Source organism: Thermoanaerobacterium sp. PSU-2 (genome assembly GCF_002102475.1).
Classification (GTDB): Bacteria; Bacillota; Thermoanaerobacteria; order Thermoanaerobacterales; family Thermoanaerobacteraceae; genus Thermoanaerobacterium.
In genome coordinates, this window is the sequence record NZ_MSQD01000002.1 from 17,310 (window position 1) to 42,347 (window position 25,038).

Sequence of the window (25,038 nt, forward strand, 5' to 3'; positions counted from 1 at the left end):
ATTCTAATTTTATGTAGAATATTATAAAGTAGATTTGTTTTTTATAAAATGGCATAAGGAGGGGCGTTTGTTGTTAAAGAAAATTAAATTAGGAATTTGTGATGATAATAAGGAATTTGTCGGTATAATGGTTGACTACCTGTCATCAAAAGAAAATATCGAAATTGTAGGTGTTGCAAATGATGGCAATCAAGCAGTAAAACTTATTCAAGATAATGATTTAGATCTTTTAATCTTGGATATCATAATGCCGTATTTGGATGGCATTGGAGTCTTAGAAAAAGTCAATGAACTAAAGAAAAAGAGACCTAAAATAATCATTTTATCGGCAGTAGGTCAGGAAAAAATTACACAAAGAGCAATAAACCTTGGTGCAGATTATTACATTCTAAAACCATTTGATTTGGAGTTGCTTTCTAAGAGAATAACAGAGATAATGGAGTATCAGCCTGATGTGGTGTCAAAGGCTGTCATGCCTATAATCGGAGACAAAAAATCTGTCGACTTAGAAACTCTTATAACACAGGTTATTCATGATGTAGGAATACCTGCGCATATAAAAGGATATTTGTATTTAAGAGATGCTATAACATTAGTAATAAGCAATATTGAATACTTGAATTCTGTAACGAAGCTTTTGTATCCAAAGATAGCTGAGAAATATGAGACTACTCCCAGTAGAGTGGAAAGGGCTATAAGACATGCGATTGAAGTTGCGTGGAGCAGAGGTAAAGTCGATGTTTTAAACGATCTATTTGGCTATACAATTAACGATGAAAAGGGGAAACCTACCAATTCTGAATTTATCGCGCTTATTGCTGACAAGTTAAGATTGAGTTTAAAGGCGAATTAAAAAATGCGGTGAATAGCTCACCGTATTTTTTGTTTTACCTTGTAGAAAATTGTGCTATAATAAACAAAGAAAAGATGTATGGAGGTTTTACCATGCAAATTACTGGTACAGTTAAAATGGACAAAAGGACGAAAAATCTTGCAAAGCGCATAGGCCCCGGAGAAATCGCTGTGATAGATCATGTTGATATCGATGAGATTGGTGCCGAATCTTTGATTGAAAAGAAGATTTTGGCTGTGATAAATGCTAATAAATCGATAAGCGGTAGGTATCCTAACTTAGGCCCATCTATTATTGATAAAGCTGGTATCCCTATTATAGATGAAGTTGGCGAAGATATATTTGATTTGCTTAAAGAGAATGATAAGATTACTATAATCGATAATGAAATATATAAAGATGGCAAATTGATAAAAAGAGGAAAATTGCTTACACACGATGTCATTAATTACAAAATGGAAGAATGTAAGGAAAATTTGGAAGTAGAGTTGGATAAATTCATTGAGAATACACTTGAATATGCTAAAAAAGAAAAGTCATTTATTTTGGGTGATATTGAAATACCTGATGTGAAGACAAAGTTTAAAGATAGACAAGCATTGGTTGTTGTAAGAGGAAAAGACTATAAGGAAGACTTATATACTATTAGGCAGTATATAACAGATGTAAAGCCTATATTGATAGGAGTAGATGGGGGTGCAGATGCAATACTTGAATTTGGCTTAACACCTGATATTATAATTGGAGACATGGATAGCGTAAGCGATAAGGCTTTGAAAAAAGCAAAGGAGATAGTAGTTCATGCCTATCCAAATGGCAAGTCGCCTGGGTTAGATAGAGTTAAATCATTAGGACTTGATGCACATATATTTAAAGCGCCAGGAACAAGTGAAGACATTGCTATGCTTTTAGCATATGAAAAGGGTGCAGATTTAATAGTGGCTGTTGGCACTCATTCTAGTATGATCGATTTTTTGGAAAAAGGAAGGAAGGGAATGTCTAGCACATTTCTAGTAAGATTAAAGATTGGATCTAAGCTTATTGATGCTAAAGGGGTTAACAAACTATACAGAGAAAATTTTAGGCTTTCATATGTTTTTAGTATTATATTTGCTGCAATGGTTCCACTTAGTGTAATAGCTTATTTTTCACCACCTATGCAACAGCTTTTAAAACTTTTGCAGCTAAGGATAAGGCTTTTAATAGGATTTTAGGAGGAGATCTATGAACGTAAATATTAGATATTATGTATTGACGATAGCAGCAATTTTTATGGCATTGGGCATCGGAATATTTATAGGATTCATGTTGGATGGACAAAAAGTTTTTTCTGAACAGCAAGAAACGATCATAAATCAGCTAGAGCAAAAATTTAAAGATATCCAAACTGAAAATTCTAATTTAAAGGACAATGTACAAAGTTTAAATAAGCAACTTGACTATATGAACCAATACGGGAAAATTGTTTTCCCTGAGCTTGTAAAAGGACGCCTAAATGGTGTAAAAGTTGCAATAATTGAAACAAACAATGATTTTATCTATCCAGGTTTAAGAAATGCTTTGATGAAAGCAGGTGCAACAATATCATCTGTTACAATATTTAAAGATGATTTAAATAATTTAGATCAGTCAGAGAAAGATGATTTAATAACTAATTTGTCTAAATACGGCAATATTGACAGCAACCATCTCATCGAATCTTTATCTGAGAAACTGACTGAAGTTCTTGTTACTGGGCAAGATGGAGAATTGATAACTTATTTAAAAGATAAGGGGTACATTGATTTTACTGGTACACCTGGAAATACAGACTTTATCGTTTTAGCAGGTGGCAGCAATCTTAAAAATAACAATTTAAATATAGTAGATATCCCAATAATAAGGCAATCGAAAATTTTAAATGTGCCGATTGTCGGAGTTGAACAAAGCGATGTGAAGTATTCTTATATGGATGCGTATAGAAAACAACACTTGTCAACCGTTGATAACATAGATACGATTATAGGACAAACTTCATTGGTAATGGTGATGCAAGGCAAAGATGGCAATTATGGAATAAAAGCTGGAGATACAGCGATTATGCCCGATTCCTTTATAGAATACCAACAGAATCAAAATCAAAATAAGACAAATTCAAACGAGGTGAAATGATGGCTGTAAGTGTTTTGATACCGGCATACAATGAAGGCAAGAGAATCGTTGATACAATAAAGGGAATGGAGAATATAGAGGAAATTGATGAGATCATTGTTATAAATGATGGCTCTACAGATGACACAGCAGATAAAGCTAAAAAAGCAGGAGCAAAATTGGTGAACCTAAAAAATAATTCTGGTAAAGGAAGAGCCTTAAAAGAAGGCTTGAAATACGTTAAAAATGATGTTATCGCTTTTATTGACGCAGATGTAGGTTTGACTTCTCGAGAGGTAATCAAATTAATAAAACCTGTTTTAAATAATGATGCCGATGTTACTGTAGCCAGATTTCCTAAAGTCAATGTTAAATCAGGTTTTGGGTTTGTAAAGAAATTAGCAAAATACGGCGTAAAAATGCTTACTGGTCATGATTTTGATTCTACACTCTCTGGTCAAAGGGTTTTTAAAAAAGAAGTGCTTGACAAAATAAAAAAAATTTATGGTGGTTATGGTATAGAAGTTGGTATGACAATCGACATATTTAATTTAGGATATAAGATTAAAGAAGTAGATGTTGATATGACTCACTCTGTTACATTAAGAGATATCAAAGGTTTTATTCATAGAGGTAGACAGTTTTTCGATATACTTAAAGTTTTATTAATAAAAGCGATATTTAAGGACCGGTGATAAAGTGTCATCATTAATGATTTTTATCATATCTTTTTTGTTGATGATAGTAATTCAAAAATTTATAATTCAGATATTAGACAAAGATGTGTGCCTAAAGCCTAATTATAAAAATGTTTTGATTCCAGTATGTGGTGGAATAGCTTTTGTTCCAACTATTTTTATTGCAGCGATTATCTCAAAGTTTCTTGGGATTTCTGATGAAATGACGTCGATTTTTTTGGTTTCCATTGTATTGATGTCTTATGTAGGTTTAATCGACGATTTATTAGGTGATAGAAGTGTCAGAGGATTAAAAGGGCATATTAAATCACTTCTGAACATGAAATTGACAACAGGAGGTTTAAAAGCGGTAATAGGCGTTATAGTATCGTTTTATATAAGCATAAATATTAGCAATAGATTAGTTGATATAATAGTTAACACAATATTGATATCTTTATTTACTAATTTTTTGAATTTGCTTGATTTAAGACCAGGAAGAGCTTGCAAAGCGTTCTTTTTTATAGCCATAATTTTCTTATTAGCAGGTACTGGAAACTTTTTAATCTTACTAATTGTTTTGGGAGCTGTAATTGCCTTTATACCACTGGATCTAAAAGCAAAAATTATGTTAGGTGATACTGGTTCTAATATTCTTGGACTTACGTTAGGAATATCAAGTGTTTTATTGTTTAATTTCAATATACGACTAATTATCTTGGGATTTTTGATTTTAATTCATATTATTACTGAAAAATATTCATTGTCTAAAATAATAGAAAAAAATAAGTTTTTGAATTATTTAGACATGATTGGCAGAGGACGTGATTAGTTGTGATTTCAATTAAAAAAGGAATTGTAAAAAAAATTATATCAGAAAAGGCTGATATATGCTTTGTAGAAATTGACGTAGAAGGAATTGTTTCAAAGGCAGTAAATTATAATAAGATTACAGGTATAATAAACGTGGATGATGTAGTTTATGTAAATCAAACGGCTAGAAACTTGCAATTGGGTACGGGTGGATATGACTTTGTCATATTGAATACAAGATACGATTCATTTGAATATAAAAACATAGGGCATATAATGAAAATGCGCTATTCTCCTATGCAAATTAATGTGCTTTCGGTAGAAGAACAAGATAGTCCGTACCATGATATTTTTAATAATTTTAAAGGGTTGAATGGCATGCCTGCGATAGTAGCTGAACTTCACAGCATGTTGGCTCCTACTGCAATAATATTAAAGAAATTAAAACCATCGGTTAAAATTTCATATATAATGACTGATTCTGCTTGTCTTCCTATATCTTTCAGCAATACTGTCCATTATTTAAAAGAAAATAATTTTATCGATACCACAATTACTATTGGCCATGCCTTTGGAGGGGATTTTGAGGCTGTTAATATTTATTCGGCATTGATATGTGCAAAGGAAGTAGCCAAAAGCGACGTTGCAATTATAGCTATGGGGCCAGGCATAGTCGGGACAGGAACAAAATATGGATTTTCAGGCATCGATCAAGCTTCAATTATAGATGCAATAAACAAAATAAAGGGTAATTCTATATTGATACCTAGAATTAGTTTTAATGACGCAAGAGAAAGACACAACGGTATAAGCCATCATACTGTTACAGTAGCAGAACTTGTGAATAGCACATGCACTATTGCAGTCCCAAAACTGAAACATGAAAAAGAGATTCTTCTCAAAAAGCAATTGGAAAATAACGCATTTGATAAGATGAATAAATACTTTGTTGATGTTGAAAAATATAGAAAGCTATTGCACAATGTAAAAGATATTAAATTCACTACTATGGGAAGAGGACTTGATGAAGAAAGCGAGTTTTTCGATGCTTGTATTGCTGCAGCAGTTTATTGTTCGGATCTATTAATGGTTGATTAACTCATAAAACGTTTTGTACTTAGAAGAAAGTTCATTTAAAAGCTTTAAGAGTTCATAAAATTTACCCTTAAAATAAATTTTGTTTTCGCATATAATCATTACATTCATCTCCTTTGATGTTATCTTATGCAAGCTAAGTAAAAAATATACTAATCAGAAAGGATTGTATAAAATGGAGCTAACCGAAGTAACAAAGAGTTCAAATGTCATATTTTCGGGCAAGATAATAAACTTGAGAGTAGATGATGTTGTTTTGCCAAACGGAAAGATAACAACAAGAGAAATTGTTGAACATAATGGTGGTGTTTCAATATTAGCGATAAACAAAATCGGAAAAATAGTCATGGTTGAACAGTACAGAAAACCCGCAGAGAAGATGCTGTTGGAGATACCTGCAGGAAAATTAAATGTGGGAGAGGAGCCTATAGAGTGTGCAAAAAGAGAGCTAATGGAGGAAACAGGGTATATAGCGAAAGAGCTTAAACACTTGTTTTCATTTTATCCATCTCCTGGTTTTTCCACAGAAATTTTGCATCTATTTTTGGCAGATGATTTAGAAAAAGGCACATCAAATACAGATCCAGATGAATTTTTGAATGTTCATGAGTATACAGTCGATGAGATTAGGAATATGATGCAAAAAGGCTTGATTGAAGATGCAAAAACACTTATTGCGTTATTGTATTATATAAGGTGAAAAGGGGTTTAAGATGTACTATAATGCAGATTTACACGTTCACATAGGAAGGACTAGAAATGGCAGGCCTGTTAAGATCACCGCTTCACCAAATCTAACAGTCGAAAATATATTAAATAAATGTATTGAGAAAGGCATAGATATTGTAGGAATTGTTGATTGTGCTGCTCCAGAAATTTTAGATGAAATAGAGCAACTGCTTAAAACTGAATATGGATTGTATGAAGAACTTGAAGGTGGAGGAATTTTATTTGAGCAAAAGGTATTATTGCTGTTAGTAAGTGAAATAGAGGTAGGTGGTGAATTGCGTGGTTCACCGCATTTATTGTGTTTTTTGAAAGATATAAAATCGATGAGGAAGTTTTCTAAAGCCTTATCTAAACATATTAATAATGTAAATTTAAGTACACAAAGATGCAGTTTAAATAGCATGGAAATATTGAAGATTGCAGAAGACTTAGATGGATTTGTTGTACCTGCTCACATATTTACGCCATATAAAAGTTATTATGGAAATACGACAGATAGATTAAATTATATATTTAATGAATATTTTGAAAATGTCAATGCGGTAGAACTTGGATTAAGCTCTGATACTTTTTTGGCAGATATGATAAGTGAATTAAGAGGTAAAACTTTTTTAAGCAATTCCGATGCTCATTCGCTACAAAAAATTGGCAGGGAATTTAACGTATTTGATTTGCCTAAACCTGATTTTACAAGCTTAAAAGCTGCATTAAAGTCCATGAAAGGAGTCATAAGAAATTATGGACTAAATCCTGCATTAGGCAAATATCATAGAACATTTTGTCTTGATTGCAATAAAGTTGCTAATGTAGATCCGCCAGCGTATAAGTGTGCTTATTGCAATAGCAAGAACATAGTATTTGGGGTTTTAGACAGAATATATGAGATAAAAGATCAAGAGATGCTACACCCGCCCTTTAGAGCTGAATATGTATATCAGATTCCATTGGAATTTTTGCCTGGCATCGGCCCAAAAACAATTAAGAAGCTTACGAGAGAAGTTGGAAGCGAAATATACGTCACACATGAAGCGCCTTTTGAACAATTAAAAAATTCAGTTGGCGAAAAAATAGCGAAAAATATCTTAGATGCAAGATATGGCAATCTAAAAATTGAAACAGGAGGCGGCGGTATCTACGGGAAAATAATTTGAGGTAGTCATAATGTCCTTCTCCATGGCATAAATTAAAATATAATTTGAGGCAGGAGGAGGACGTTGCCTTGAAATATTTAAAAGAAAAGACATCTAAACACATTCGAGACAATTCGATATTATATATCATAATTTTAATGTCATTTATGATTGGTATAGCATCTGGTTCTTTTACAATAAATACGTTAAATGATGTACAAAAAGAAAATATGATGAAATACATTAAAAATTTTTACGTAATAATTAGCCAGATGAAGATAGTTCCAATTGAAATATTTAAACAATCTGTTTTAAATAATTTTGAAACGACGTTTGTATTGTGGCTTCTTGGAGCAACAATTATTGGAATTCCATTTATATTTATTGTTATTGGCATAAGAGGATTTTTATTAGGTTTTTCAGTTGGTTTTCTGATAAACCAATTGAAATACAAAGGAATTCTCTTTACGTTGGTTGCTATATTGCCTCAGAATATTCTTGTTTTAATTTCATTATTTTTTATTTCAGCAACGGCCATCAATTTTTCGATGTATATATTAAAAAACCGAAGATTCAATATTAATGATTTATTTTCTCAATTTGTAACATATACTTTATTGGTTTATTTTGCATTTTCGCTGATGATAGTTAGCGGGGTATTTGAAGCATATATTACACCTAAAATACTTTATTTTTTAAAAAATATTATACAATAAGCAAGAAGGAAAAATAAAAAATATGTTGAATATAAAAATATAACTAAAATAATAGGGGTAATGTAGATGGGAAGCATTGTACAAGCTTTTATTGACTTTTTGAAAAATGACAAAAAGCTAAGCGATAATACGATTGAATCTTATAAAAGAGATATAACGCAGTTTATGGGGTACTTAAAAGAAAACAATATCGAATATTATGATGTTAATAAAATAACAATTATTAGCTATTTAAATTTTTTAAAACATAAAAATATGTCACAATCCACTATTTCTCGTCATTTATCATCCATAAAATCTTTTTACCAGTACTTATTTATGAATAAGTTTATTGATAAAGAACCAGCATATACTTTAGATGCACCGAAAATAGAGAAAAAGATTCCTCTAACATTGTCAGTGGAACAGGTTGACAAGCTTTTATCTCACGAATTTGAGAATAGTGAAAAAGGATTGAGAGATAAAGCGATATTAGAGGTCTTGTATGCAACTGGCCTAAAAGTATCAGAGCTGATATCTCTGCGTGTAAAAGATGTGAATCTTAATTATGGTTATATTTATTGCAAAAGTTCAAAAGAAAGATTTATACCAATTGGAGATTCAGCTTCAAATGCGCTTCAAAGCTACATCTCTGTAAGGAGAAAAATAGATCAGGATGAATTCCTGTTTTTAAATTTGAGAGGTGAACCGTTGACTCGCCAGGGATGCTGGAAAATCATTAAAGAATATACCAACATAGTAAATCCAGGATTTGACATAACACCAAGTATATTGAGAAAATCTTTTGCAAAGCACATGTTGGAAAATGGAGCTGACATAAGAAGCGTACAGGAAATTCTTGGATACAAATCTTTTAACCAAGGTGATTTGATTTCATTAATTTCAAAATCGAAAATAAAAGAAGTGTACAAAAGATCTCATCCAAGAGCTTAAAAATTTAGGAATAATAATCCCTCCATTAGAAAAAATAATTTTAAGAGGAGGGATAAAATGTTGAAAAAAACATTATTATTTACATTGATATTTGTGTTTGTATGTTCAATGTTGTTAGAAAATTTTGCATATGCTGATAATTTCAATCTCAAGTCAAAATCTGCAATTCTTATGGACGCTAATACAGGTAAAGTTCTATATGAAAAAAATAGCCATGAAGAGCTACCTCCTGCCAGTGTTACGAAAGTAATGACTATGCTTTTAGTTATGGAAGCATTGGATTCTGGTAAGATTAAGACTACTGACAAAGTTGTGACAAGTGAACATGCTTATGATATGGGTGGTACACAAATTTATTTAGAGGTTGGCGAAGAAATGACGGTAGATGATCTGTTGAAATCTGTCGCGATGAATTCTGCAAATGATGCCTCAGTCGCATTGGCTGAATATATTTCAGGTAGTGAGGAAAAATTTGTGGAAGAAATGAACAAAAGAGCTAAAGAGTTGGGTGCAAAAAATACAAATTTTAAGAATGCATCTGGCTTACCTGAAGATGGACACTATACTTCTGTTTATGATATGGCGCTAATATCCAGAGAGCTTGTTAAACATAAAAATGTATTTAAATATTTAACTGATAAAATTGATTCTGTTAGAAATGGTAAGTTTAGTTTAGCTAATACTAATAAGCTCCTTTGGAATTATCAAGGCGCAGATGGAATAAAGACAGGCTCTACTTCAGAAGCATTGTATTGTTTATCTGCAACTGCCAAAAGAGGTGATACAAGATTTATAGCAGTGGTATTTGGAGCACCAGATTCCGCTACTCGCTTCAAAGAAGCTTCAAAATTGTTAGATTATGGTTTTGCTAATTTTGAAACAAAAAAAGTTGTTGAAGCAGGCAAGGTATATGGTAATATAAAAGTTTTAAAAGGCCAACAAGATTACGTAAATGCTATTTCCCAAAATGATGAATATATTTTATTGAAAAAAGGTGAATCAAAAAATATAAAGCAAATAGTAAGCTTAAATAAATATGTTGATGCACCTGTGAAAGCAGGTTCAGAAATAGGAACAGTGAAAATATACGACGGTAATAATCTTATAAAGACAGTATCGTTAATAGCTGATAAAAGTGTTAAAAGAACAAATTTAATAAATACTTTTGAAAAAATCTATAAATCGTGGGTAAAAAATACTAAAAGCTTATAAGCTTTTAGTATTTTTTTAAAAATTTTCATAGAAAAAAATTACAAATAAGGAGGAAATTGAGCTATGATGTAGAATAATATATTATGGAGGGATGAATATGGGAATAAAATTTGTAGAAAAAAATGACACCTTAATAGTAAAGATAAAAGGGGAATTGGATCATCATACATCGGATATTTTTAAAGATGCTATAAATACTGAATACCAGAAAGGATTTAAAAATATTATATTGGATTTTGAAAAATTGAATTTTATGGATAGTTCCGGTATTGGAATGATTCTTGGAAGATATAAAATGGCTAAAGATAATGATGGTAAATTGGCAATTGTAGGTGCTAATTCTCAACTTTTAAAAGTCATCGAGTTATCAGGAATTTTAAGGATAATAAATTGCTATGATACAATAGAAGAAGCTATTAAAAACATGCAAAGGGGGATATAAATGAGTTATTCAAATAAAATGGAATTGAAATTTTTAAGCAAGTCTCAAAATGAATCTTTTGCACGGACCGTTATTGCTGCTTTTGCAGCTCAATTAGATCCAACTGTAGAGGAAATAGCAGATATCAAGACAGCAGTATCTGAAGCTGTTACAAATTCTATAATTCACGGTTATGAAGGTAAAATTGATTATATAATGTTAAAAGCAGAGATAGAAGGGAACAAGTTAACAGTCGAAGTTATTGACAATGGTGTTGGAATAGAGGACATTGAAAAAGCGATGGAACCTTTATATACTACAAAACCTGATGAAGATAGATCAGGAATGGGCTTTACTGTTATGCAGACTTTTATGGATGAATTGGTTGTTGAATCTGAAAAAGGAAAAGGTACTAAGGTTAGAATGACCAAATACATCAATTCAGGTAAATGAGGTGCTGCTATGATTGATAAAGATAATGAAAGGAATGAAGATGTAAATGAACTTATAAGAAAATCTAAAAATAATGACAAGTCTTCAATGGAGAAGTTGCTGAAAGAAAATAGCGGCCTTATTTGGAGTATAGTGAAGAAATTTTCTTACAGAGGATATGAGGCAGAAGATCTTTATCAGATTGGATGTATAGGATTTGTAAAAGCCATTAATAAGTTTGATGAATCTTATAATGTGAAATTATCCACGTATGCAGTACCAATCATAATAGGTGAGATAAAAAGGTTTTTGAGAGATGATGGACTTATTAAAGTTAGCCGATCATTAAAAGAATTGTCAAATAAAGCCTATTTTATGAAAGACAAATTGGAAAAGGAATTAAATAGAGAACCAACAATCCAAGAAATTGCTTCAAAGCTTAATGTTTCAGCAGAAGAAGTTGCGATGGCGTTTGAATCTACTGCCACTGCTGAATATTTATATGATAATTCTCAACACAATGAAGATGATAATTTGCTTTTGATAGAAAAAATAGGAATCGATGAACAAGAATATGAAATTGAAGATAAGTTGGCTTTAAGAATGGTTTTAAAAAATTTAAATTCTCGTGAAAGACAGATAATCGTTTTGCGGTATTTTAAAGATATGACGCAGACAGAAGTATCTAAAATCCTAGGCATATCTCAAGTGCAAGTATCAAGAATTGAAAAGAAAGTTTTAAAAAAATTAAAAGAGCAATTACAAGAAGTGTAAAGTTATTTGCACTTCTTTTTGTATGAAAAAAACATATTGTCACATAATATTACTGTACCGAGGTGTTACAAATGAGAAAGCTTATTATATTTTTCTCAATAATTATATTTACTTTATCTGTTATTTACTTTTTAAAATATAGCACTAAAAAAATACCTGATAGTGCTGTACTTGTTTATTTAAAGGAGGAGTTAAAATGGCTGTAGTTAAAATTTTAAATGTCGTAGGAGATTCTACTAAAAGTTGGGACGATGCTATACAAAATGCAGTAGCAGAAGCAGCAAAAACTGTAAACAATATATCGGGAATAGAAGTATTAAATCAAACTGCTAACGTAAAAGACGGTAAAATTGTCGAATACAAAGCAAATATTCAAATAGCATTTAGAGTAGACAGATAAAAAGTGGGCAACCATAATAGGTGCCCACTATATATCGATTTTATGGAGGCATTAAAATGGAAAAGGATATAAAGAAACAGCAAGAATACAAGGATATTGCACAGAAATATGAGCCAAAGCCTACTCTTTTAAAAAATGTTTTATGGGCTTTTGTGGTAGGTGGATTAATATGTGATGTTGGCCAATTTTTTTTAAATTTGTTTATTAATCGAGGAATGACTGCCGAACAAGCCGGAACACCAGTTGCAATCATAATGGTTTTTTTAGGCTCATTTTTAACTGGAATTGGCATTTACGATGACATTGGACGATTTGCAGGAGCTGGTTCTGTTGTGCCGATAACTGGTTTTGCTAATTCTATTGTTTCACCAGCTATGGAATTTAAAAGAGAAGGATTTGTTTTTGGGGTGGCTTCCAGAATGTTTAACATAGCGGGTCCGGTTATAGTTTACGGAGTTGGTACCTCTATTATCGTAGGGCTTATATACTATTTTCTAAAAGGGTGATTACTATGGCAATAAAAAAAATGGGATCGCAAACCGTTAAATTTGCAAATCCACCTTCTATTATATCGTCTGGCACAATAGTTGGACCAAAAGAAGGACAAGGACCTTTAAAAGATTATTTTGATATGATTTTGACTGATGATACTTATGGTGAAAAAAGCTGGGAAAAAGCTGAATGCAAGATGTTTCAAGACTCTGTAAATTTAGCCCTTAAAAAAGCAAGTTTAAATATTTCAGACATTGATTATTTGATAGGTGGAGATCTTTTAAATCAAATAATTACTTCTAGTTTTGCTGCTAGACAATTTAATGTACCTACGTTTGGATTATATGGAGCTTGTTCCACAATGGCTGAAGGATTGTCTATAGCTTCTATGTTAATAGATGGAGGATTTGCAGATTATATTATTGTTACAACATCCAGTCATTTTTCTACTGCTGAAAGACAATACAGATTTCCATTAGAGCAAGGTGTCCAAAGGCCATTCACATCCCAGTGGACGGTTACAGGATCAGGTTCATCATTGTTGTCATCCAATGGCACAGGTCCATATATAACGCACGTTACAACAGGAAAAGTTGTTGATTTAGGAATGAAAGATGCAAACAATATGGGTGCTGCTATGGCCCCTGCTGCAGCAGATACAATTTTGACACATTTTAATGATACAGGTTTTACAATAAACGATTATGATTTAATAATAACTGGAGACATGGCAAGAGTTGGGAAAAGCATCCTGATGGAGTTGCTTAGTAAAGAAGGCATGAATATTGAAAATAAATACAAAGATTGTGGAATAGAAATATATGATGAATCGCAAGATGTACATTCCGGTGGAAGTGGAGCAGGATGTTCTGCAGTAGTTTTAAATGGTTGGCTGCTTCAGCAGATAAAAAGCGGAATTTACAATAGGGTTTTATTTATCGCTACAGGTGCCTTGCTATCGCCGACAAGCACACAACAAGGTGAGTCAATACCAGGTATAGCTCATGCAGTTACAATTTCAAATTACGTGTAGAGGAGGTTGATACAATTGGATTATTTACGTGCTTTTCTTGTAGGCGGAATAATTTGTGTAATTGCTCAAATATTAATGGATAAAACAAAGCTTACACCTGCAAGAATTTTAGTTTTGTATGTTACAGTAGGAGCTATATTAGGTGGTATAGGAATATACAAGAAAATAATAGATTTCGGAGGTGCTGGTGCAACTGTTCCGCTTCTTGGCTTTGGCAATTCTTTAGCGCAAGGTGCAATCAAAGCAGTAAAAAAAGATGGTATCACTGGTGCTTTTACAGGTGGACTGACGGCAACGGCAGGTGGTATCGCTGCAGCAATCTTTTTTGGCTATTTGTTTTCTATAATATTTAATCCTCGTACAAAAAAATGATATTTATAGAAAAGCATAATTCATGGGATTATGCTTATTTTTTTGTACAAATATGATATAATAATTAAAGCATATTAGCGAGAAAGAGGGAGTTTTTATAGACAGAGATATACTTTTAATTTTAAAAGATATGTCGGAGAAAATTGGGGTAAATGCTTATATTGTAGGTGGATACGTAAGAGACAAATTGTTAAATTTAGAAAGCGATGACATTGATATTACGGTAGAAGGCGATGGAATAAAATTTGCTTTTATGCTCAATGAAATTTTAAATGGTGATATAGAGGTACATGACAAATTTGAAACTGCCAAAATAAAAATAAAAGATTTTGAGTTAGATATTGTGTCTGCAAGAAAAGAATATTATGAACGTCCTGGAATGTTGCCAGTCGTCCAACGAGCAAGTCTTGCTGATGATATTAAAAGAAGAGATTTCACGATAAATATGCTGGCATTAGATGTAAAAACAAATCAAATCATTGATATATATAACGGTGCAGATGACATAAAAAATAAATTAATTAGAGTCGTACATGATAAAAGTTTTGTTGACGATCCAACGAGGATTTTTAGGGCAATAAGATACAGTGGAAGATTAGGTTTTAAAATAGAGCAACATACTGAATGGTTGTTAAGGAAGTCTATATCTGACGGTGATATTTTTAATGTATCTGCCGATAGAATTATGAATGAAATTTATTTGATATTGAAAGAGAAGAAACCTGAACCTATAGTAAAGTTAATGAAACATTACCAGCTTGATAAGGAATTATTTTGTGGCATAAAGATTAATACAACAAATTTGAATACAAGCCCTAAAGATGGCAATACATTATTGTATAGATTTTTGTTGTTTTTCTATAATGCTACAAAAGAAGATGCTGATTGTTTAATTAGAAAATACAATTTAAAACGTGAATATTTGAGTGGATTATCTGATATTCTCAATATAAAGATGAATATGTCTAACTTAAATGAAAATGTATCTATTTTCAATACATTAAAAGATAAGAGAATAGAAGCAATATCTGCAGTACATGCTATGGAAGACTTAAATATAAAACAAGCCATCGGAAAGTATTATGACATGGTAAAATTAAAGAGACTGGGAATAAATGGCGACGACATAAAAAAATTAGGACTTCAGCCGTCACCAATTTACAAACAAATTTTAGATAAAATATTGCTGGACAAAATTTCAGGCAAGATAAAAGATCGAGAAGACGAGATTAGGAGTCTATTACATTATGTAGAAAAAGTTAAAAGAGGTGAAAAGATTTGAGTGCATTATTAAGCTATTTAATTAGAATTCCGGCATTGATAATAGCAATGAGTTTTCATGAGTTTAGCCATGGTTATGTAGCAGATAAATTAGGCGATCCTACGCCTAGGCAAAGCGGAAGACTTACATTAAATCCACTGGCCCACATAGATCCTTTAGGGTTAATTATGCTGTTTATTATATACTTTGGGTGGGCTAAGCCAGTACCGATAAATCCGTATTATTTTAAAGACAGAAAAAAAGGCGTTTTATATGTGGCGTTGGCTGGCCCCCTTTCTAACGTTTTTTTGGCCATAATAACGCGAATTCTGATGTTTTATTTTGGAAATATCCCTGTATTAGGACTTTTTTTGACTATACTCTATCAATACAATTTGGTTTTTGCTGTGTTTAATATAATTCCTATTCCACCATTAGATGGTTCAAAGGTTTTGTGGAGCATTCTTCCTCAGAAAGAAGCATATATTTATTCGCAATATGAACAATATGGACAAATTGCTTTGCTGTTGCTTCTATTTACAGGAATAATTAATTTATTTATGACTCCGCTAATGATGGGGTTAGATAAACTGATTTCTAAAATAATTTTGTTTCCGTTTGGAGTGGGATAATGTACAACATTAAAATAGAATCTTTTGAAGGACCTTTTGACCTTTTGTTTCATCTTATAGAAAAAAACGAAATAGATATAAAAGACATACCGATTGCATCTGTTTTCGACCAATACATGGAATATTTAAAAGCTATGCAAGAAATGGACTTAGATATTGCAACAGAGTTTATTTTAATGGCTGCTACATTGCTGGAAATAAAGTCGAGTATGCTTTTACCAAAGCAAAATTTCGAAGGACAGCAAATGGTAATGGCTGATGCAGACCCTAGAGAAGAATTGGTGGAAAAGTTGATTGAGTATAAAAAATATAAAAGTGTCGCAAATAGACTGAAAGAGTTAAATACATTAGGCACTAAATTTTTTAGAGACGAGCCTGAAATAAAATATGTTGATAAATCGCTTTGCCTCAATTATTCAACTATCGACTTAAAAAAAGCTTATATGAAGATTCTTCAAAAGTCCAGCAACAATGTTATGCCGATTAGATATGCAAAAGATCAAATTACAATTGATGACAAAATAAAGGAGATATTAAAGAAACTAATAGTTACTCCTGTGATTAAATTTGGCGATTTCTTAAAGAATTTACGAAAGATAGAAAAAATTGTTTCGTTTGTAGCACTTTTGGAATTGATTAAGTTAAATAAAGTTGCGGCTGAACAAAAAAAGACATTTGGAGACATAATTATAAAAAGTCTAAAGAGGTGAAATAATGGATATAGATTGCATAATAGAGTCTATACTATTTGCCGCTGGCAGACCTGTTAAGATAAAAACTTTAAGTGATGTCTTAAATATTTCCACAAAGGATGTCATTGAATCTTTTAATAGATTAAAAAACAGTTATGATAGAGAAAACAGAGGGGTAAAAGTTTCGATGATAAATGATTCAATAGTGATGTCTTCAAATGAAGCATATTCAGACTATATAAAAAAGGCATTAGGACTTGATATAAAGCAAGGATTATCTCAAGCTGCATTAGAAGTTTTGTCTATAATCGCTTATAATCAGCCTATTACAAGAATTGACATAGAAAAAATAAGAGGTGTAAAGTGCGAGAAAGCAATTAATACCTTATTAGAATTTAATTTAATTAAAGAAGATGGAAGAATAAATGCCCCAGGCCGTGCAATACTTTATTCTACAACTGATGATTTTCTGAAGTATTTTAATTTGCCTTCTTTAAAAGACTTGCCTCCATTAGACGATATTACTTAGTATTTTATTTTTATTATTGAAAACAATATATTTGAGAAGGTGAATTGATGTTTTCTCTTTGTATATTATTAATTTTGCTTGTAGCAATATTTATTTTTATTTACCCTATGACTTTTAAAGTGCACTATGACAATTATGGTGTAAATTTTATTTTAAATATATACATATATATTGTTCGATTTGCTAAGATTGCCAGCCTAAACGTTAATTATAAAAGAATTGAAGAAAATGATAGAGCAGAATTGTCATTAAAAATATTGGGAATTAGATTGATGAATGTAGTCGTTGATATTGTCAATTTTACTCTAAAAGACAATAGGCCGGTAATAAAGTATGAAGTTCATAAAGCATTTTTTTTAAAATTCCCAAAAAAATCAGAAAAGAGAAAAATGCTAAGTTTACATGATGTACATAGAATAATAGATTTATTTAATTCAAATAAGTTTATGATTTATGAAATGAGCAAAAGCATTAAAAGGTCTATAGTAATTAGGAAATTAAGATTAAATGTAGATGAGGGATTTACTGATGCTGCTTTTACATCAATTGTATATGGAATCATTAATTTTGTAATTTATACGCTAATTGTTCCTGTCTATTGCAGTATAAAATTTTTAACTAAGCCTTCTATATCTATAAACCCTCATTTTGGAGAAAATATTTTAAAAAGCGACTTTGATTGCATATTAGATTTTAGATATGGTAATATTATAGTTAATGGTATTAAATTCTTAAAAAATTTTAAACGGAGGTGATTTTGGATGAGCGATCATCCTATTGAAGGATTAATGAAGACGACTATGGAGAGTCTTAAGGAAATGATAGATGTAAATACAATCGTTGGGGATGCGGTAGAAGCTCCAGACGGAACAGTGATCATTCCAATTTCAAGGGTGACGTTTGGTTTTGCTGCTGGTGGTGGAGAGTTTCAGATGACGCAAAATAAAGACAAAGAACAAAATCAAAATAATGGACAATCAAATATGCCATTTGGCGGTGGCAGTGGTGCGGGCGTTTCTTTACAGCCAGTTGCATTTATGGTTGTAGGGCAAGGACAGATAAGACTTTTGCCAGTAAATCAAAATGCGATGGTTGAAAGAATAATTGATTTGGCACCTAAGTTAATGGAGGAGCTTCAAAATGTTTTTAATAAAAACAAGACTTATAAAAAATCAACTCCAATAACTGTAACAAATAACATAGATTGATTTATTAGGTAACAAGCGGGTCATAATGTGAGGTATTAACTTTCAAGGAGGACAGTAATGAAGAAAATACTTTTATTAGTGCTTATTTTTACTTTCCTTATGACCCCTACAAACATAGAAGCTGAGAATTTAAAACCTCCTCAGATTGCTGCAAAAGCTGCAATTGTAATGGATCAGAAATCTGGCAGAATTCTTTTTGAAAAAAATATAAGTGAAAAACTTCCTATGGCAAGTACAACCAAAATCATGACATTGTTGTTGGCTTTAGAATACGGCAATTTAAATGATATTGTAACCGTCAGCAAAAAAGCTGCAAGTGTAGGTGGATCTTCAATATGGCTTTCGCCTGGAGAAAAAATTTCAATGATAAATTTATTGTACGGTTTAATGTTAAACTCAGGGAATGATGCTGCAACCGCAATTGCAGAACATATAAGTGGCAGTGTTGATAAGTTTGTGGAGCTTATGAATAAAAAAGCTAAAGAAATTGGAGCATATAATACAAATTTTGTTACACCTTCAGGTCTTGATATCGGGATTGACAACCATTATACAACTGCTTATGATTTAGCTTTAATTACAAGATACGCTTTTAACAATTACAATAAATTCGCTGAAATAGTATCAACAAAAGAAAAGACAATTCCTTGGGACGGAAAAGAATACGACAGGTATCTGCGAAATAAAAATAAGATGCTTTGGCAATATGAAGGAGCAGATGGAGTAAAAACAGGATTTACTAATAAGGCTGGCAGATGCTTAGTAGCTTCTGCAACAAGAAATGGTCAAAGGCTAATATCTGTAGTATTAAACAGCGGTCCAATGTGGGAAGACACACAAAAAATTTTAGATTACTCTTTTTCAAATTATACTCCAATTAAGATCATTTCGAAAGGTCAGATGGTAAAGACCATAAGTGTTGTTAATGGCAAGGAAAAATATCTGCCGCTTATGTATAATAGTGATTTCATCTTGCCAATTTCAAAAGATGAGGAGATAAACGTTAAAATTGATTATAACATACCTAAATCTGTAAAAGCACCAATAGGAATTGGAGAAAAAATCGGAATTGCTATTGTGAAATTGAATGATAATCAGGTTGCGACTATCGATGTTGTTTCAGGCAAAAACATTGATGAAAGAGATTATAACTTTAATTTTAAAACCATCATAAAGAATTGGATTGACATATTTCAATATTAAACTCCTGGTATGTACCAGGAGTTTTTTGTAACCTTTTTTTTATTTGAGAATAACATAAATATGTAAAATTTCTTTAGGAGATGGTTAAATGATCAATCACAGGCTTGAATGTATTGACATTGGTAGTGATTACTGTCCTTGCTATTTAGCAGAATTAAACGAATGTATTGTTTGTTCTCAATTGCAAGGAAAAGAATTTTGCGATTGCAATTGGAATGGCGTATGTGTATATCAAGATTTTATTTGGTCAAAAAGAAAAGCAAAAGCAAAAAGGGAAACTATTGTGGCAGATATAATTGATAAACAAAATATAAATAAAAATTTAATAATATTGACGCTATCTGTATCTAACAAAATGGCAAGAGACTTAAATGAACCTGGATCGTATGTGTTCTTAAGAGATGAGTCAAGTCCTTCTTTTTTCGACGCACCAATGTCTGTAATGTACGCTGATGAGATAAATGGGATTATAAAAATTGCTGTACAAATTAACGGCCCTAAGACAAATTTAATCAATTCATGCGGTAAACATGTATTTTTGAGAGGCCCATATTGGAATGGATTGTTTGGACACAAATATATAAAAGGTACTAGAAATTCAAAATGCCTTGTAATATTAAGGGGTATAGCACAAGCACCTGGAGCAATAATCATAAACAAGTTATACAATAACAACAATGAAATAACTGTGATAATTGATAAGGGTAAAGTTGAAGAGTTTTTTATTTGGCAGTATATTAATAACTTTAATTTAAAGATAATTACGACAGATCTTTTAAGCAACGATGGGCAAGATATTTTAAAAAATGCAATTGCAGACAAGGATATTAAATTAATTTACAGTGGAGGTTCTGATGAACAACATCTAAATATTTTAAATTATTTAGATTTACTTGATAGCAAAGCTTATTTTGCTGTATCAAACAATAATACAATATGCTGTGGAGAAGGTATTTGCGGCAGTTGTGAAGTCCAAATTGATGGGCAAAAAATAAGGTCGTGTAAAGTTCAATTAGATGTTAGAAAGACAATTGAAAGGAGAGTATTACATGGTTAAGGTTGTTGTTATTGGCGGCGGTTGGGCAGGATGTGCAGCAGCTCTTACGGCAAAAAAAGCAGGTGCTGAAGTCGTATTGCTTGAAAAAACAGATATGTTGTTAGGTTGTGGTTTAGTGGGAGGAATAATGCGAAATAATGGCAGGTTTACTGCTGCAGAAGAAATAAAATATTTAGGTGGATATGAATTGATTGAGATAACTGATATGTGTGCAAGACATAGAAATATTGAATTTCCAGGTCATAAACACGCAAATCTGTACGATATAACTAAGGTTGAGCCTGAAATAAGAAAAATGCTATTAAATAAAGGGATTAAAATTAAATTTATATCTAGAGCGGCAGATGTAATAATGGAAAACAAGACAAAAATCAAAGGTATTGTTTTAGATGATGAATCAGTTGAATATGGCGATGTATTTATAGAGACTACCGGCTCAACAGGGCCTATGGGAAATTGTTTAAGATACGGCAATGGTTGTTCAATGTGTATACTAAGATGTCCATCTTTTGGACCAAGGATTAGCATAAGTTACCGAGCAGGTGTTGAAGATATTTTAGGAATGAGATCTGATGAAGTTTATGGTGCCTTTAGTGGGTCTTGTAAGTTGAATAAGGATTCATTAAGCGATGAAATCAGAGAGAAACTTGATAAAGAAGGTGTTGTCGTGTTGCCAGTTCCTGAAGAAGATGTAAACATGGATAAACTGAATATAAAAGTATGCCAACAATATGCTCTTCCAGAATACGCAAAGAATGTCATTTTACTTGATACTGGCCATGCCAAGCTGATGACCCCATTTTATCCTTTAGAAAAATTAAGAAAAATTCCAGGGCTTGAAAGAGCCAGGTTTGAAGATCCATATTCTGGAGGAAAGGCTAATTCAATTAGATATCTCTCTATTGCTCCCAGGAATAACGGAATGAAAGTAAAAGGTCTTGATAATTTGCTTTGTGCGGGAGAAAAATCAGGGCTTTTTACTGGACATACCGAAGCTATGACTACCGGATGTTTGGCAGGGCACAATAGTGTTAGGCTGTCATTAGGAATGCCGCTTTTAGAATTGCCGAGAAATTTGGCATCTGGGGATCTTATTGCATATGAAAATGAATGTATAGAAACAAAAGAAGGATTGAAGAATCGCTATACGTTTGCAGGTGGAATATATTTTGATAGGATGAAATCATTAGGATTGTATACTACAAATACTGATGCGATTAGAGAAAAGGTAGAAAGAGATAATCTTATGGGAATATATAATGAAAAATTGGTTTAGGCAAGTCTAAAGCTTGCCTAAAGTATTGTCTTTTGTATCAAAAAATGTTATATTATATGCGTTGTGTTGGGTGTATAATAAATGTGGGTGTGAAACGTTATGGAAAGATTGCAAAAATACCTGGCTGAGTGCGGAATTGCGTCCAGGAGAAAGTGTGAGCAGTTGATTTTAGATGGAAAAGTTAAAGTTAATGGTAAAACTATAAGGGAGCTTGGTGTCAAAGTTGACCCAAATAAGGACGTTGTTGAATACAACGGTAAAGTAGTCACAAAAGTCAATAAAAATATATACATCATGCTAAATAAACCTGTAGGATATATTACGACGGTTAAAGATCAATTTGACAGACCTTCAGTTATAGACTTAGTTAATATTGATGATAGGATATATCCAATTGGTCGATTGGACTATGACACTTCAGGACTGCTTTTGCTTACGAATGACGGTGATTTGGCAAATAAACTCATGCACCCGAGGCATAAAATTAATAAGGTATATATTGCGCAAATAAAAGGTGTGCCAGACAAAATGAAGTTGGATATGTTTAGAAATGGACTTTACATTGATAATTATAAAACTGCCAAAGCTGAGATAGATATATTAAAAGTCACAAATGGTAATTCTACCGTAAGAATAGTCATCCATGAGGGACGAAACAGGCAAATCAGAAAGATGTGTGAGCTAATTGGACATCCTGTCTTAAAGTTAAAAAGAGTAAAAATAGGCAATTTGGATATTGGAAATTTAAAAACTGGACAATGGCGTTATCTATCTAAAGATGAAGTAGAATATTTAAAAAAATTATAGGAAGAGATGGTTTATGTTTAAAATTAAGTTTGCATCAGAAGAAGATTTAAAATATATAAAAGAAATTGCTGATTATTTTGAATTGCCTTTTTCAGTAGATCTAAGCAAATGTATTAATATGATAGCAACAGATGAAAAGCCTTTTGGCTTTATAACAATAAAAGTGTATGATGATATGGCTTATATAATAGGACATGCTGTTTTGCCTGAATATCAGATGAAAGGCTATGGAACAATGCTTTTAAAAGTTGCTTTAAACAATGTATATGATTTTGGAATCAAAAAAGCGTGCATAAAACATTCTAAATTTGATGATTTTTATATTAAAAATCATTTTGAAAGATTAGAAGACATTCTATATGTCGATATAGAAGAATTATTTAAAAAATAATTTAGGAGGAATGAAAAATGGAACTATGGTTTACTGAACATCACAACGATTCTATAGGTTATTCATTAAAAGTAAATAGAACATTGAATTCTGAAAATACCCAATATCAAAAGTTAGACGTAATAGAGTCTGAATTTTATGGTAGGGTATTGATTCTTGATGGAATTTTGCAAACGACAGAGAAAGATGAGTTTGTATATCACGAGATGATAGTGCATGTTCCGCTTTTTACTCACAAAAATCCTAAAAGCGTTTTAATAGTAGGAGGTGGCGATGGTGGTGCCGTAAAAGAAATTTTAAAGCACGATTCAGTGGAAAGAGTTGTTCTCGCAGAGATCGATGATCGTGTTGTGGAAAATTCGAAAAAATATCTACCTACAATTAGCTGTGGATTATATGATGAAAAAGTAGAGATTATGATTGGCGATGGAATAAAATATGTGAGTGAGCACAAGAATGAATTTGATGTTGTAATTGTAGATTCGACAGATCCTATAGGCCCTGCGGTAGGGTTATTCACAGAGGATTTTTATAGATCTGTGTATGAGTGCTTAAAGGAAGACGGAATTATAGTAGCACAGACAGAGTCACCTTTTATTTATGGTAGCTTAATAAATAAATTAAGTAAGATGTTTAAAAATATTTACCCAATAGTAAAGCCATATATATGTACTATACCGACATATCCGGGGCATTTGTGGACTTTTACAATGGGTTCTAAGAAGTATGATCCTGAAGCTGTAGATGTGAATAATATTCCTAATATTGACACAAAATATTATACGCCACAGTTACATAAAGCCAGCTTTGTGTTGCCGAAATTTGTAAAAGAAATTTTTGAGGAGGCATAGTTTTTGATAATAAAAGACAATTTATCAAACGGTGGAAAATTTTTGGGGAGCAGCGATGATTATTATAAATCTGAAATTGTGATTGTAGGTGCTCCTATGGATTATACTGTAAGCTTTAAACCCGGAACACGCTTTGGACCACAGGCAATAAGGATGGCATCTTTAGGATTAGAAGAGTACAGTGTATATCTAGATAGAAGTTTAAAAGACAAAAAGTATTATGATTATGGTGATTTGATATTACCTTATGGAAATGTAGAAAAATGTTTAAATATAATTGGTGATGCTGCTAAAGATATTATAGATGCTGGGAAAAAGCCGATATTTTTGGGTGGTGAACATTTAATAAGTGCTCCAATCTTAGAAAAAGTTTTTAAAAAGTACGGAAATGAGTTAGTTGTGCTTCACTTTGACGCACATACAGATCTGAGAACTGAATTTTTTGGAGAAAGAGATTCCCATGCTACAGTTTTAAGAATTGCCTCTGAATTTGTAAACAAAAAAAATATGTATCATTTTGGCATACGCTCAGGTGTTAAAGAGGAATTTGTATTTGCATTCAAAAATACCAATATGTTCTTATATGATGTTGTTGAACCCTTGAAATCAATACTTGATAATATAAAATCAAAGCCTATATACATCACATGGGACATAGACGTTTTAGATCCCGCTTTTGCACCTGGTACAGGTACTCCTGAACCCGGCGGTATAACCTCAAAAGAAGCGCTAAGTGCAATACACATGTTAAAGGATCTAAATGTTGTAGGTATGGATTTGGTTGAAGTATCGCCTGATTACGACCATTCGGGTATAACGTCGATTTTGGCTGCGAAATTGATTAGAGAGTCTATTCTATCATTCTTATGATAAGTTTATTTTAAAATAAGACCAGTTTTTAATAGTTGGTCTTATTTTT

31 protein-coding genes are annotated in these 25,038 nt (G+C 31.9%); all 31 read left to right on the forward strand.

The window, feature by feature from the left end:
- Positions 1 to 70: 70 nt before the first annotated feature.
- Positions 71 to 853: a sporulation transcription factor Spo0A gene (spo0A, locus tag BVF91_RS02055; RefSeq protein ID WP_085111880.1), complete on the forward strand. Its 783-nt coding sequence runs from the start codon at positions 71 to 73 to the stop codon at positions 851 to 853.
- Positions 854 to 945: 92 nt separating this feature from the next.
- On the forward strand, positions 946 to 2,067 hold the full coding sequence (steA, locus tag BVF91_RS02060) for a putative cytokinetic ring protein SteA (RefSeq protein WP_085111881.1): 1,122 nt from the start codon (positions 946 to 948) through the stop codon (positions 2,065 to 2,067).
- Between the two features lie 10 nt (positions 2,068 to 2,077).
- Complete coding sequence (locus BVF91_RS02065; protein WP_085111882.1) at positions 2,078 to 3,004, forward strand: copper transporter; 927 nt, start codon at positions 2,078 to 2,080, stop codon at positions 3,002 to 3,004.
- Positions 3,004 to 3,678, forward strand: a complete 675-nt coding sequence (locus BVF91_RS02070; protein ID WP_085111883.1) for a glycosyltransferase family 2 protein — start codon at positions 3,004 to 3,006, stop codon at positions 3,676 to 3,678. Before BVF91_RS02065 ends, BVF91_RS02070 begins: the two co-directional genes overlap by 1 nt.
- Positions 3,679 to 3,694: 16 nt before the next feature.
- Positions 3,695 to 4,492, forward strand: coding sequence for an MraY family glycosyltransferase (locus tag BVF91_RS02075; RefSeq protein ID WP_206198999.1), 798 nt, complete (start codon positions 3,695 to 3,697; stop codon positions 4,490 to 4,492).
- Positions 4,493 to 4,494: 2 nt separating this feature from the next.
- Positions 4,495 to 5,571: a DUF3866 family protein gene (locus BVF91_RS02080; protein WP_085111885.1), complete on the forward strand. Its 1,077-nt coding sequence runs from the start codon at positions 4,495 to 4,497 to the stop codon at positions 5,569 to 5,571.
- Between the two features lie 172 nt (positions 5,572 to 5,743).
- Positions 5,744 to 6,268: an NUDIX hydrolase gene (locus BVF91_RS02085; protein ID WP_085111886.1), complete on the forward strand. Its 525-nt coding sequence runs from the start codon at positions 5,744 to 5,746 to the stop codon at positions 6,266 to 6,268.
- A gap of 13 nt (positions 6,269 to 6,281) precedes the next feature.
- Positions 6,282 to 7,448, forward strand: coding sequence for an endonuclease Q family protein (locus tag BVF91_RS02090; RefSeq protein WP_085111887.1), 1,167 nt, complete (start codon positions 6,282 to 6,284; stop codon positions 7,446 to 7,448).
- A 68-nt stretch (positions 7,449 to 7,516) separates the two neighbouring features.
- Complete coding sequence (spoIIM, locus tag BVF91_RS02095; protein WP_085111888.1) at positions 7,517 to 8,143, forward strand: stage II sporulation protein M; 627 nt, start codon at positions 7,517 to 7,519, stop codon at positions 8,141 to 8,143.
- A 66-nt stretch (positions 8,144 to 8,209) separates the two neighbouring features.
- Complete coding sequence (locus tag BVF91_RS02100; protein WP_085111889.1) at positions 8,210 to 9,076, forward strand: site-specific tyrosine recombinase; 867 nt, start codon at positions 8,210 to 8,212, stop codon at positions 9,074 to 9,076.
- A gap of 108 nt (positions 9,077 to 9,184) precedes the next feature.
- A complete protein-coding gene (locus tag BVF91_RS02105) occupies positions 9,185 to 10,288 on the forward strand; it encodes a D-alanyl-D-alanine carboxypeptidase family protein (protein WP_240495788.1) in 1,104 nt (367 codons plus the stop codon).
- A gap of 97 nt (positions 10,289 to 10,385) precedes the next feature.
- Complete coding sequence (spoIIAA, locus tag BVF91_RS02110; protein WP_085111891.1) at positions 10,386 to 10,730, forward strand: anti-sigma F factor antagonist; 345 nt, start codon at positions 10,386 to 10,388, stop codon at positions 10,728 to 10,730.
- Positions 10,731 to 11,162, forward strand: a complete 432-nt coding sequence (gene spoIIAB, locus BVF91_RS02115; protein WP_013787983.1) for an anti-sigma F factor — start codon at positions 10,731 to 10,733, stop codon at positions 11,160 to 11,162.
- Between the two features lie 9 nt (positions 11,163 to 11,171).
- A complete protein-coding gene (sigF, locus tag BVF91_RS02120; RefSeq protein WP_085111892.1) occupies positions 11,172 to 11,915 on the forward strand; it encodes an RNA polymerase sporulation sigma factor SigF in 744 nt (247 codons plus the stop codon).
- A 196-nt stretch (positions 11,916 to 12,111) separates the two neighbouring features.
- A complete protein-coding gene (locus BVF91_RS02125) occupies positions 12,112 to 12,315 on the forward strand; it encodes a dodecin family protein (RefSeq protein WP_014758761.1) in 204 nt (67 codons plus the stop codon).
- A 56-nt stretch (positions 12,316 to 12,371) separates the two neighbouring features.
- The gene (gene spoVAC / locus BVF91_RS02130) at positions 12,372 to 12,821 is read left to right on the forward strand and encodes a stage V sporulation protein AC (protein WP_013787987.1); all 450 of its coding nucleotides are present in this window, start codon (positions 12,372 to 12,374) and stop codon (positions 12,819 to 12,821) included.
- 5 nt (positions 12,822 to 12,826) lie between these two features.
- Positions 12,827 to 13,840 (forward strand): stage V sporulation protein AD, encoded by a 1,014-nt coding sequence (gene spoVAD, locus BVF91_RS02135; protein ID WP_085111893.1) that lies wholly within the window; start codon positions 12,827 to 12,829, stop codon positions 13,838 to 13,840.
- Positions 13,841 to 13,855: 15 nt separating this feature from the next.
- Positions 13,856 to 14,212, forward strand: coding sequence for a stage V sporulation protein AE (spoVAE, locus tag BVF91_RS02140; protein WP_045408060.1), 357 nt, complete (start codon positions 13,856 to 13,858; stop codon positions 14,210 to 14,212).
- Positions 14,213 to 14,342: 130 nt separating this feature from the next.
- A complete protein-coding gene (locus tag BVF91_RS02145; protein ID WP_240495782.1) occupies positions 14,343 to 15,494 on the forward strand; it encodes a CCA tRNA nucleotidyltransferase in 1,152 nt (383 codons plus the stop codon).
- Positions 15,491 to 16,105 (forward strand): site-2 protease family protein, encoded by a 615-nt coding sequence (locus BVF91_RS02150; protein ID WP_085111895.1) that lies wholly within the window; start codon positions 15,491 to 15,493, stop codon positions 16,103 to 16,105. The genes BVF91_RS02145 and BVF91_RS02150 overlap by 4 nt, the downstream gene beginning before the upstream one ends.
- A complete protein-coding gene (locus BVF91_RS02155) occupies positions 16,105 to 16,815 on the forward strand; it encodes a segregation and condensation protein A (RefSeq protein ID WP_085111896.1) in 711 nt (236 codons plus the stop codon). The genes BVF91_RS02150 and BVF91_RS02155 overlap by 1 nt, the downstream gene beginning before the upstream one ends.
- A 4-nt stretch (positions 16,816 to 16,819) precedes the next feature.
- Positions 16,820 to 17,326, forward strand: coding sequence for an SMC-Scp complex subunit ScpB (gene scpB / locus BVF91_RS02160; protein ID WP_085111897.1), 507 nt, complete (start codon positions 16,820 to 16,822; stop codon positions 17,324 to 17,326).
- 47 nt (positions 17,327 to 17,373) lie between these two features.
- Complete coding sequence (locus tag BVF91_RS02165) at positions 17,374 to 18,081, forward strand: DUF2953 domain-containing protein (protein ID WP_085111898.1); 708 nt, start codon at positions 17,374 to 17,376, stop codon at positions 18,079 to 18,081.
- A 6-nt stretch (positions 18,082 to 18,087) separates the two neighbouring features.
- Positions 18,088 to 18,534 carry a GerW family sporulation protein gene (gene ytfJ / locus BVF91_RS02170; RefSeq protein ID WP_013787995.1) on the forward strand — a complete coding sequence of 149 codons (447 nt, stop codon included), beginning with the start codon at positions 18,088 to 18,090 and terminating at the stop codon, positions 18,532 to 18,534.
- A gap of 57 nt (positions 18,535 to 18,591) precedes the next feature.
- Complete coding sequence (locus BVF91_RS02175; RefSeq protein WP_085111899.1) at positions 18,592 to 19,737, forward strand: D-alanyl-D-alanine carboxypeptidase family protein; 1,146 nt, start codon at positions 18,592 to 18,594, stop codon at positions 19,735 to 19,737.
- A gap of 91 nt (positions 19,738 to 19,828) precedes the next feature.
- A complete protein-coding gene (locus BVF91_RS02180) occupies positions 19,829 to 20,794 on the forward strand; it encodes a sulfide/dihydroorotate dehydrogenase-like FAD/NAD-binding protein (RefSeq protein WP_206199002.1) in 966 nt (321 codons plus the stop codon).
- Positions 20,787 to 22,070 (forward strand): FAD-dependent oxidoreductase, encoded by a 1,284-nt coding sequence (locus BVF91_RS02185; RefSeq protein ID WP_085111901.1) that lies wholly within the window; start codon positions 20,787 to 20,789, stop codon positions 22,068 to 22,070. Before BVF91_RS02180 ends, BVF91_RS02185 begins: the two co-directional genes overlap by 8 nt.
- 99 nt (positions 22,071 to 22,169) lie before the next feature.
- Positions 22,170 to 22,877, forward strand: coding sequence for a pseudouridine synthase (locus tag BVF91_RS02190; protein WP_085111902.1), 708 nt, complete (start codon positions 22,170 to 22,172; stop codon positions 22,875 to 22,877).
- Positions 22,878 to 22,890: 13 nt separating this feature from the next.
- Entirely contained in the window at positions 22,891 to 23,268 is a 378-nt protein-coding gene (locus BVF91_RS02195) for a GNAT family N-acetyltransferase (RefSeq protein ID WP_085111903.1), read from the forward strand.
- 17 nt (positions 23,269 to 23,285) lie between these two features.
- Entirely contained in the window at positions 23,286 to 24,119 is an 834-nt protein-coding gene (gene speE / locus BVF91_RS02200; RefSeq protein WP_014758746.1) for a polyamine aminopropyltransferase, read from the forward strand.
- A 3-nt stretch (positions 24,120 to 24,122) separates the two neighbouring features.
- Positions 24,123 to 24,989 (forward strand): agmatinase, encoded by an 867-nt coding sequence (speB, locus tag BVF91_RS02205; protein ID WP_045408092.1) that lies wholly within the window; start codon positions 24,123 to 24,125, stop codon positions 24,987 to 24,989.
- Positions 24,990 to 25,038 lie beyond the last annotated feature (49 nt).

Coding starts and splice junctions, on each gene's coding strand:
- sigF (WP_085111892.1), top strand. CDS start 11,172: ATGATTGATAAAGATAATGAAAGGAATGAAGATGTAAATGAACTTATA.
- spoIIAA (WP_085111891.1), top strand. CDS start 10,386: ATGGGAATAAAATTTGTAGAAAAAAATGACACCTTAATAGTAAAGATA.
- BVF91_RS02175 (WP_085111899.1), top strand. CDS start 18,592: ATGAAGAAAATACTTTTATTAGTGCTTATTTTTACTTTCCTTATGACC.
- BVF91_RS02065 (WP_085111882.1), top strand. CDS start 2,078: ATGAACGTAAATATTAGATATTATGTATTGACGATAGCAGCAATTTTT.
- BVF91_RS02145 (WP_240495782.1), top strand. CDS start 14,343: ATGTCGGAGAAAATTGGGGTAAATGCTTATATTGTAGGTGGATACGTA.
- steA (WP_085111881.1), top strand. CDS start 946: ATGCAAATTACTGGTACAGTTAAAATGGACAAAAGGACGAAAAATCTT.
- speE (WP_014758746.1), top strand. CDS start 23,286: ATGGAACTATGGTTTACTGAACATCACAACGATTCTATAGGTTATTCA.
- spoVAD (WP_085111893.1), top strand. CDS start 12,827: ATGGCAATAAAAAAAATGGGATCGCAAACCGTTAAATTTGCAAATCCA.
- spoIIAB (WP_013787983.1), top strand. CDS start 10,731: ATGAGTTATTCAAATAAAATGGAATTGAAATTTTTAAGCAAGTCTCAA.
- BVF91_RS02105 (WP_240495788.1), top strand. CDS start 9,185: ATGTTGTTAGAAAATTTTGCATATGCTGATAATTTCAATCTCAAGTCA.
- BVF91_RS02075 (WP_206198999.1), top strand. CDS start 3,695: ATGATTTTTATCATATCTTTTTTGTTGATGATAGTAATTCAAAAATTT.
- BVF91_RS02090 (WP_085111887.1), top strand. CDS start 6,282: ATGTACTATAATGCAGATTTACACGTTCACATAGGAAGGACTAGAAAT.
- BVF91_RS02155 (WP_085111896.1), top strand. CDS start 16,105: ATGTACAACATTAAAATAGAATCTTTTGAAGGACCTTTTGACCTTTTG.
- BVF91_RS02165 (WP_085111898.1), top strand. CDS start 17,374: ATGTTTTCTCTTTGTATATTATTAATTTTGCTTGTAGCAATATTTATT.
- BVF91_RS02070 (WP_085111883.1), top strand. CDS start 3,004: ATGGCTGTAAGTGTTTTGATACCGGCATACAATGAAGGCAAGAGAATC.
- scpB (WP_085111897.1), top strand. CDS start 16,820: ATGGATATAGATTGCATAATAGAGTCTATACTATTTGCCGCTGGCAGA.
- spoVAC (WP_013787987.1), top strand. CDS start 12,372: ATGGAAAAGGATATAAAGAAACAGCAAGAATACAAGGATATTGCACAG.
- BVF91_RS02190 (WP_085111902.1), top strand. CDS start 22,170: ATGGAAAGATTGCAAAAATACCTGGCTGAGTGCGGAATTGCGTCCAGG.
- BVF91_RS02185 (WP_085111901.1), top strand. CDS start 20,787: ATGGTTAAGGTTGTTGTTATTGGCGGCGGTTGGGCAGGATGTGCAGCA.
- BVF91_RS02195 (WP_085111903.1), top strand. CDS start 22,891: ATGTTTAAAATTAAGTTTGCATCAGAAGAAGATTTAAAATATATAAAA.
- BVF91_RS02100 (WP_085111889.1), top strand. CDS start 8,210: ATGGGAAGCATTGTACAAGCTTTTATTGACTTTTTGAAAAATGACAAA.
- ytfJ (WP_013787995.1), top strand. CDS start 18,088: ATGAGCGATCATCCTATTGAAGGATTAATGAAGACGACTATGGAGAGT.
- BVF91_RS02085 (WP_085111886.1), top strand. CDS start 5,744: ATGGAGCTAACCGAAGTAACAAAGAGTTCAAATGTCATATTTTCGGGC.
- BVF91_RS02125 (WP_014758761.1), top strand. CDS start 12,112: ATGGCTGTAGTTAAAATTTTAAATGTCGTAGGAGATTCTACTAAAAGT.